Raw genomic sequence first — 8,722 nt, 5'->3', positions numbered from 1 at the left:
TCACTAATAGCCACTCGATCGCGCCCGCCAGACTTAGCTCTATAAAGCGCCTTATCCGCAGCTTCAATCAGCATTTTCGGCGAGTTTTGGCCTTCAAAAATCGTCGCCACCCCCATGCTGAGTGTCACGCAATCGCTGACAACAGACTTAATGTGGGGAATTGCTAAGGCTTTGACGCGGCTGCGGATTCCCTCAGCAACAGCCTGTGCAGCCACGATATCGGTATTTGGCAAAATTACCCCAAATTCCTCGCCGCCGTACCTAGCAGCCAAATAGAGGCGTTGTGCGGGTGCGTTCGTGCAAGCATCTCCAATCACCCGTGCCACTTGCTGCAAACAAGCATCCCCGGCTTGGTGGCCGTAATTGTCGTTGTAAAGTTTAAAACAGTCAATGTCGCACATAATCAAAGATAGTGGTTCCGAAGAGCTCGACTGCTCCCATTCTCGGTTGATCACCTCGTCAAAACGGCGGCGGTTAGCTAGTTGAGTTAAACTGTCCAAATTCGCCAACCCGTCCAACCGCTGGTTGGCCGCCGCTAGCTGCTGGTAAAGTAAAGATTGTTCGATCGCGATCGCAACTTGAGTACCCAACTGACTCAGCAAATCCACATCAAACTGCTGCCACTGGCGGGGTGCCGAACAGTGGTGGGCAATCAGCAAACCCCACAACTTCGGCACTTGACAAGAACCGTTACCTTCCCTCGGTTCAATTCCCTGCTGGACAATCGGCACCACCAAATTTGCCTTCACCTGACAAGTCTCCAAGAATTTAAGGTGACACTCGCTCAAATTAGAAGCATGAATATCCTCTATGGCGCGAATGCGGCCCTTTAAATACTGTCCGATGTAAGTAGTGGCAAAACAACAATCGTCAATTGCCATCCCCTTCAGTGGCATCCATCCTTCTCCAACCGACTCCACCACCACATTTCCGTTCCAGTCGGGTCGGAAGCGGAAAACCAGCACGCGATCGGTTACCAAAAACTCCCGCACTTCCGCTACTGTAGTGTTGAGAATATCTTGGAGATCCAGAGAAGAACGGATTCGCGATTGAATCTGCCCGATCAGGCGTTCCCGTTCTATTTGTTGCCGCAGCGCGACTTGGGCTTGCTTACTTTTAGTAATGTCCCGACCTTCCGGCAGCAACAATACTATTTTGCCAGTTTCATCCGCAACCGGTTTGAGAGAAAAATCAACTGTTGCCGTCCGATTTACACCTTGAACTTCCACTTCATAGCGGACAAATTCACCTTTTGCCGATCGAGAAATCGCCTCTTGCAACTGTTCCTGAACTTCCTCAGAATCTCCCCACCAAGGCAATAGCCAAAACGGTTTATTGGCCACATCCCGAAGCTTAATTCCCGCAAAATCCAGAGAAGTTTGGTTAGCTTCCAGCAGAGTGCCGTCCGGTTTCAATAAGCTCACAAATTGGAAAGAAGAATCAAAAATTGCCCGAAAGCGCCTTTGAGAATCTCCCAACATTGCCGTCACCTTTTCGCGAGATGTAATATCGCGGAAGCGCCACACCCTGCCAATAATATTTTGTCCGACTCTAATCGGCTGCGTGTAGCGCTCAAAAGTGCGACCGTCTTTAAATTCTAGAATATCGCAACCTTCCGACTCCGTATCACTATAAAATTCTTTAACTCTCTGCAAAAAAGCTCTCGGATCTTTAACTTGCTTAGTGAGAAATGCCAGTCGCACCGTTCTATCCATTGAGTTTCTAACTTCTTCATAAATTCCCCACATTTGAACTAACTTTTCGTTATAACTAATCATTTCTCCGGCGGTAGTAACGGCGAGAATGCCGTCTGCCGTTGCTTCTAAGGTAGCGTGCAGCAGAGAGCGCGATCGCTCTAATTCTGCTGCAGTCAATTTCCGTTCTGTGAGATCTCGGACTGCTTTCACCTGTACTAAACGACCTTCCCAGAATACGAATTTGCTGCGAACGTCAGCAGGAAAAGCAGTTCCATCTCGCTTGAGAAAAATAGTTTCACAAACTGTATTGCTGGCTGCCGAAATCATTTGCGGCGCTTGTTTGTATGATTTGGGCGACAGTAGTTCCAGCAAGCTCATTCCCACCATTTCCGCAGGTTCGTAACCGAAAAGTTCGGCAAAATTGCTGCTGACGCTCAAAATTGTGTCGCGGTCAGCCACGGCAACTGCTTCAAAATAAGCTTCGCATTCGAGTAAGCGCTCTGCTGAGTGGCTGCTGCCATTTTCGCCAGAGGAATAGCTGTTGTTAATTAACTGTTGCAATTGTGTATTTGCCGAGTACAAAGCGGTCATGGCTTGCCTGTACATAGCAGTACGTTTCTCGACTTTTTCTGCGAGGCGATCGCGATATTCTCGCAGTTCTCTTTCGACTTTAATTAAATCAGTAATATCTACTGCAAACACGATTACGCCAGCGACTTTACCTGTTTCATCCCGGTAAGGTATTTTATCTGTCCGCACCCAGCATTTTTGACCAGAAACTGTTGGTAGCAGTTCGACTTGGCCCTGCTTGGGAACGCCAGAATTGATTACTTCCAAATCTTCTAAATAATATTGCTCTGCTTCGTCGGGATAGATTTCATAAAAAGATTTACCTTCTAATTGAGCTGCGGGCAAACCTCTCGATGCAGCGGCGGCTTGATTAATTCGCAGCAGGCGACTTTCGGTATCTTTGAGCCAAATCATCGCCGGCACGGAATCAAAAATAATTTGCTGTTCTTGTTGCTGCAGGCGGAGTTCGGCTTCTGCTTGTTTTCTTTTAATTATTTCTTTTTGCAGTTTTTGGTTAGCTTTTTTGAGCTCAGCAGTGCGCCTTTCTACTCTTTCTTCTAGTTGATCGTAGTATTGGGTCAGCAAGTTTTGCTGCTGTTCGTGCCGCATTGCTTCTAATTTTAACTTTTCGCTGGCTGACAAACTTGAAGATACAAAATCTGCTAATATTTGGGTAAATTCGTGTTCTTCTTCCGTCCACTCACCATCGGAACCCTGGCGTTCGGCGCTGACTATTCCCAACCTTTGACCTGCTAGCATAATCGGTACGTTTAACAGGGAAGTCGTGCCCTGATCGATTAAATAAAGACCGACAAGTTCTCGCGTTCTGGGGTCATTTTCTGCTGCCACAGTAGCGATCACACTTGCAGATTTTAAAGCTTGAAAATATCCCGGACAGTCGGCTGCTGTGATAATGATTTGTACGGAATGGAGTTTAGTATTTTTTTCGTAAAGGTCGATGCAGTGAAGCTGCGTTTTGTCTTCGCCATACAGCCAAATACTGGCTCGATCGCAGTTGACAATACTGACAGCGGTTTCTGTTACTTCGCGGATGAAGTCTTCTATATTATTGCGTTCTTTAAGTTGACTTTTGGCTAATTTTGCGATCGCTAAAGTTGGACTGGGCCAATTTCCTCTCTGGTTGGGCGACGTGGGTGACTGCGAAGCAGCCTTAATTTCTTCGCAAACTAACAGTACAGCCGGCCGTTGGAAATTGGCAAGTGAGCGACCATTAGTGTTTTCCTCTATTTTCCAATCTACCGCAGGCATTGCCCGCGCGGTTGCTTTTACCCAGATAATCCTGCCGTCTTTGCAAGTCAAGCAGCCTTCCCAACAGGCAACTTTTGGAGTTTGCTTACCGTTTTCCTGCTGTACCAATCCGGCAAATTCACTTTGCATTTTTCCTTGATATTGGCAGGAAAATATGTTAAAAATTGAATGACAAATTAATTCCTGCGATTTGTAGGCTAGTCTCGCCTCGCCGAATTGATTGAGAGAAAAAACTCTTCCCAAAGCGTCTAGAACAAAGTAAATGCCCGGAAAATTGTCGTAGAGAGTTCTATACCAATCCTGTTCGACTTGTTTGCTGCACGACAGTTTTGCTGCTGCGAGCTCGCCGTCAGTGCGGGTCAATTGAGAATTGTTGGTTTCTGGGTTGCTTGAATTAAATTTTTTAGCAAACACTTTTAGCTTAACTCGACTGTAATTAATTTTACTTTCTGGAATTTAACTTTCTTGTGAAACTAAATTAAACCTGTTGTTTGAAAAAAGTTACAAGTTGTAACAAAATTACAGCTTGTCCAGTGTGCTGGTTTTCGCTTTCCCATGCAACCACTTTGTTTGTAGTGGGTAGACCGTCTCTCGGCAATATTTCCCGCTAGTTGCAATGCCAGCAGGTTTAGCTGCAATTACCCAGTGTGTACTTTTAGCATCCTAGACAATAAAAAAATCGGCAATCAATAGTTTTAAGTATATATGATAACACTCAAATACCTAGTATTGGGACTGACCTACTTGGGATTCGGTTTGGGATATTTGCCGGGGCTGCGGGTGAACCGGGCGGCGGTTGCAATTATCGGGTCAGCTTTTGCGGTGGCTTTGGGGATACTCGACCTGAAAACTGCTTGGGAGGCGATCGATCCCAATACCATCGTTTTTTTGCTCGGAATGATGATCGTTAATTCCGCTTTGGGAGCATCGGGGTTTTTTCAACTCGCTTTGGAGTTTTTAACTCGCTTTACTCGTTCTCCTTTCGGCATTATAGTAGCCGTTACTTTTGGCAGCGGCATTCTATCGGCATTTTTTCTTAACGACACTACTGCTATTTTGCTGGCTCCTTTAACACTGAGTCTGACTCGCTCTTTGTCTCTCAATCCTATCCCTTATCTTTTGGCTTTAGCCGGAGGTACTAATTTAGGTTCGGTGGCGACGGTGAGTGGGAATCCGCAAAATATCCTCGTCGGTTCTTTTTCGGGAATTAGTTATTTGGAATTTGCTGCCTCTCTAGCCCCAGTCGCTTTAATTTGTTTGCTGGTTCAAGTAGCTTGGCTGTGGTTCCTTTATCCAGAAGTGCGTTCTTGCAAATCTTTGCCGGAGGTTACTCAAGTCAGGTATCGATTGTTCAAGCCTTTACTAGCAAAAAGTTTGTGGGTGACAGCAGGACTTTTAGTAGCTTTTTTGGCGGGAGCACCTTTAGCAGAATCTGCCTGGATAGCTGCCAGTATATTGTTAATTACTAGACGCGTCAAGTCCGATCGCCTCTTGCAGAGCGTCGATTGGAATTTGCTAGTAATGTTTGCGGGATTGTTTGTGGTGACTAAAGCAACTCAACAACTGGGTTTGTTGGACAATTTAACTAATTTGACTAATACACCGCTGAGTTTGTTAGGAGTAACGGTAATTCTTTCTAACTTAATTTCTAACGTGCCCGCAGTTTTAGTTCTGCAATCCGTAATTGTCAAAACAGATACACAAGCTTGGCTGTTGTTGGCGGCGGGTTCTACTCTAGCGGGGAATTTAACTTTGTTGGGTTCGGTGGCTAATTTAATTGTAGCTGAAGTTTCAGGGAAATCAGGCGATCGGCTGACTTTTAAAGAACATTTGCGGTTCGGGCTGCCACTGACTTTCGTTACTTTAGCCATAGCTTATTTTTGGCTGTACTAAAAGGCTATAATCATAACCCTATGATGCTCCTACAATAGACCTTTTGCAAAATAATTTTATGATTTAATGATAAGTTTTGCTTTACTCGATCAAATCCCAGATCCTAACTTAATTTTCACAAACTTTTGCTAGAAACAAGATAAAATGCTAAAAAGTCCTGTTTTTAGTTACACAACAACTAACTTATAAAAAATCAATTTTATCTAAATTTCAAACCTCATGAATTTAAACGTAGATTTGGTGTGAAAATACCCACCTTAAAAGCAATGGTTAATGCCTTAGATAACTTCAGGTTAGAAAATCATAAATAAAGAAGAGGACGCCGCACTATTCTAACTCTCGAAGAACAAGTCTTAGTCGCCTTGGAATATTAGCGATAATATCGAACATATTTTCATATTGGGATAAGTTGGGGAGCATCTGAATCAACTATTTGCCGAATTGTAACTAACATCGAGTCAACTTTAATGAAAACAGGAAAGTTCCGGATTCCCGGGGGAAAGCATTACTCAAAAATTCAGATTATCCAAAAATCGCGGTGATAGATGTCACGAAAACAGCTATTGAAAAACCCAAAAATAAACAGAGAAAATGTTATTCAGGCAAGAAAAAACAGCAGACTATAAAAACTTAAATTATTAATTTATAGAGAAACCAAAGAGATTATTTGCACTGCTTTTGGACAGGGCGTTGCTTAAAAAAATAAAAAATTATTTTCATCCCGAAACAGATACTTTACAAGATAGTCGCTATCAAGGCATAAAGGACGATCGCCAGAATAGTTATATTCCCAGAAATAAACCTAAAAATGGTCAGCTTTCTCTCTTAGCAAAAAAATATAATCTAACTATAGCCCAGAAGAGAATTGTGATTGAACACGTTAATCGGAGTCTCAAAATTTTCAAAATTTAGTCGAGTCGTTATCGGAATCGTCGTCGCCGTTATGGTCTGCATTGTAATTTGTTGTCAGCAATTTATAATTATGAGTTAGCTCTAAACGATTAAATTTTAAAAATTTGATTATAACATATATTTTTTTGGGGAAGAGGTCTAGTTAATTCGACTTAATAAATATTTGTAATAATTAAGTTAAGTAAATCTTATAATGCACAATGTGCTACAGGCTTTAGTCCGATAGTTTATACTTAATCTTGTCCAGCAAACGCTAAGGAGGTAAGGAAGAGTGAGTACCCAACCCGCTGCGAAACCCAGAATTAATTCTGCGTTCAAACAACTGATGTCTTTACACTGGGTGATGTCAGCTTGCTATTTAGTGCTGTTTACTAGCGGTACGTCTATGGCTCGATTGCCGGGAGAATTGTTTATTCGAGGCCCCCTTTACGATTTTCACAAATCCGTAGGGGTGCTGACAATGGCTTTGCTGACTTTGCGGATTTTGACCCTGCTGCGGGTATGGTGGAAAAAATATACGAAACGCCTGCCAAAGTTTACGAAGGAATGGTACAAAAATTTTGCTCTGCACGTGAGTTTGTACTTTTTTATGTGGCTAGTTCCGGTTGCTGGTTTCTTACTTACTAACTCTTACAAAAATAACAATGTGAAATTTTTCGGAATTCTTTTGCCGGATCTGTTTCCGCAGGATTCCGCAATGGTTGAGGTGGGAAGTAGTTTGCATTTTTGGCTGGCGTACACGTTTTTAGCCTTCGTGATTTTGCATATTTTAGATAAGAAGAAAGTTGTGAGAGCTAATTGGCGTAGGTTGACAAATTTTGTTGGCACTAAGTTCGCAAAGCCTCAAAAGGTTGGATAAATTTGCGATGGGGTACTCTTCTCAATTGGTAGCGGTAGGGTGCACGCTGCCTACCGTAGATAATTAGTTGATGCATCCAGGAATATTTATGATAAATTGACTGCAAAACTCGCTATTTTCCACGGTGATATTCTGAAACTTCTCCCATCTTCTGACTTCTGGGGCAAATTTATGGGTTGTTCTAATAAATCGACAGGCTGACTAATCGCCAAACCAAAATCGCTCTTTAACTCCAACTTCGCCTCTTCACCGTGACACTCGTAACACCGCAAAATCCACACATTAGAATCATCTTCCGATTGTTTGAATGCCATCAGCACTAAATTTTCGGCGGACAAATCCAGAAACGTGCCAACTGCGGGCAGAGTCTTGTGGCTATTTTTCTCTAACTTGGGTAACACCTTTACTAGCAGTGGTAAATTCAACTCGTACCCCTGTCGAACCGTACCTGCATCCTGCCAATTTCCGCTGTGGGGATAGACTGCACAAGTAAATTCGGAAACTCCTACATCTGCTTGTTCATCCGGCCAAGTCGAGCCCCGAAGCAAAGTCAGCCGAATTTGATTTGGTTGAAGGTCGCAACCGTATTTGCAATCATTGAGCAAACTCACTCCAAAACCGTCATTGCTGATATCAGTCCAGCGCAAAATCGGCACTTCCCATTTGGCTTTTTCGGCTGGTGTTTGCGGCTTAGTTGTGCGTGCGATCGCACCGCCGGGAATTTCGCAAGTTGCAAAATCTGCTTCTACATTTAACCCAAAGGCTGCTTTTACTAAAACGTGAGTTTCTTTCCAATCTGCAACTGTCTTGATTTTCAGCAGTGGCGAACCTATTTCTACTATATAATCTTGGCAAAACTCCGATTTGCCAATTTGTCGGACTACCCGCAAACTCTGCCTTATTTCTCCCTGTGCTATCCAGGAAATATCTTTCAGTATCGGCGCTGGTAATTGATGTTTTTCATAATTTGGATCGATATTCCAAGCATCCCAATATTGACCGCTGTCTTGAAATGCTTGCAGTTGATTGCCGCCTGCTGCATTCAGGACTTCTCTGTTATTTACTTTATCCCAAATGCTGGATAAATCCCCTGTTTTTCCGTCTACTGTTGCCCGAATAAATTCATTTTCTAAAACCATTTCTGCGGCTGCAAAATGCGTTTCTTGACTAACTCTGTTTTTTTGCGCTATACCGTATGTAAGTTTTGAGAACTCTGTCTTTTTTTCGGTTTCTGGACTCGCGGACGCATTATCTACAGTTTGAGCGTCTTGGCGACACAGCCAAAACACCTGGTAGCCAACGGCGGGAAGATTATTTGCCCAGAATAACAGTGTAGATTGCGATTGGAGTCGATGGCCCCTGACAATCTGCGACACCAGTGGCTGTCCTGAAAAATCGTAAATTTTCCAATGTGAATCAGCGGCATCGGGAAGCGGTACGGCGACAACCTCAGAGCGCGACCAATTGAGAGTATTGAAAATCAAAATCGGTTGAGCGTCGGGCTGCGGAGGATTCGGCAGAG

Annotated in this window: 4 protein-coding genes and 1 pseudogene; 3 read left to right on the top strand and 2 right to left on the bottom strand. The window is 43.5% G+C overall.

Annotated features, from left to right (window positions below):
* On the bottom strand, positions 1-3,950 hold a 3,950-nt coding region (locus QUA38_RS25235), incomplete at its 3' end, for a PAS domain S-box protein (protein WP_333166802.1).
* A gap of 291 nt (positions 3,951-4,241) precedes the next feature.
* Between QUA38_RS25235 and QUA38_RS25230 the strand changes: the two genes are divergently transcribed.
* From QUA38_RS25230 to QUA38_RS25220, 3 genes and pseudogenes are all read left to right on the top strand, one after another.
* On the top strand, positions 4,242-5,429 hold the full coding sequence (locus tag QUA38_RS25230; RefSeq protein WP_333166800.1) for an anion transporter: 1,188 nt from the start codon (positions 4,242-4,244) through the stop codon (positions 5,427-5,429).
* A gap of 185 nt (positions 5,430-5,614) precedes the next feature.
* Positions 5,615-6,434, top strand: a pseudogene (locus QUA38_RS25225) (transposase family protein).
* 178 nt (positions 6,435-6,612) lie between these two features.
* Positions 6,613-7,200 carry a cytochrome b/b6 domain-containing protein gene (locus QUA38_RS25220; protein WP_333166798.1) on the top strand — a complete coding sequence of 196 codons (588 nt, stop codon included), beginning with the start codon at positions 6,613-6,615 and terminating at the stop codon, positions 7,198-7,200.
* Between the two features lie 86 nt (positions 7,201-7,286).
* Here the strand turns inward: QUA38_RS25220 and QUA38_RS25215 are convergent.
* A partial coding sequence (locus tag QUA38_RS25215) for a glycoside hydrolase family 38 C-terminal domain-containing protein (RefSeq protein ID WP_333166796.1) occupies positions 7,287-8,722 on the bottom strand: 1,436 nt, incomplete at its 5' end.

This window comes from Microcoleus sp. Pol12B4 (assembly GCF_036701385.1).
Classification (GTDB): Bacteria; Cyanobacteriota; Cyanobacteriia; order Cyanobacteriales; family Microcoleaceae; genus Microcoleus.
The sequence above is the reverse complement of the archived record's forward strand: the minus strand, read 5'-3'. Positions and strand labels throughout refer to the sequence as shown.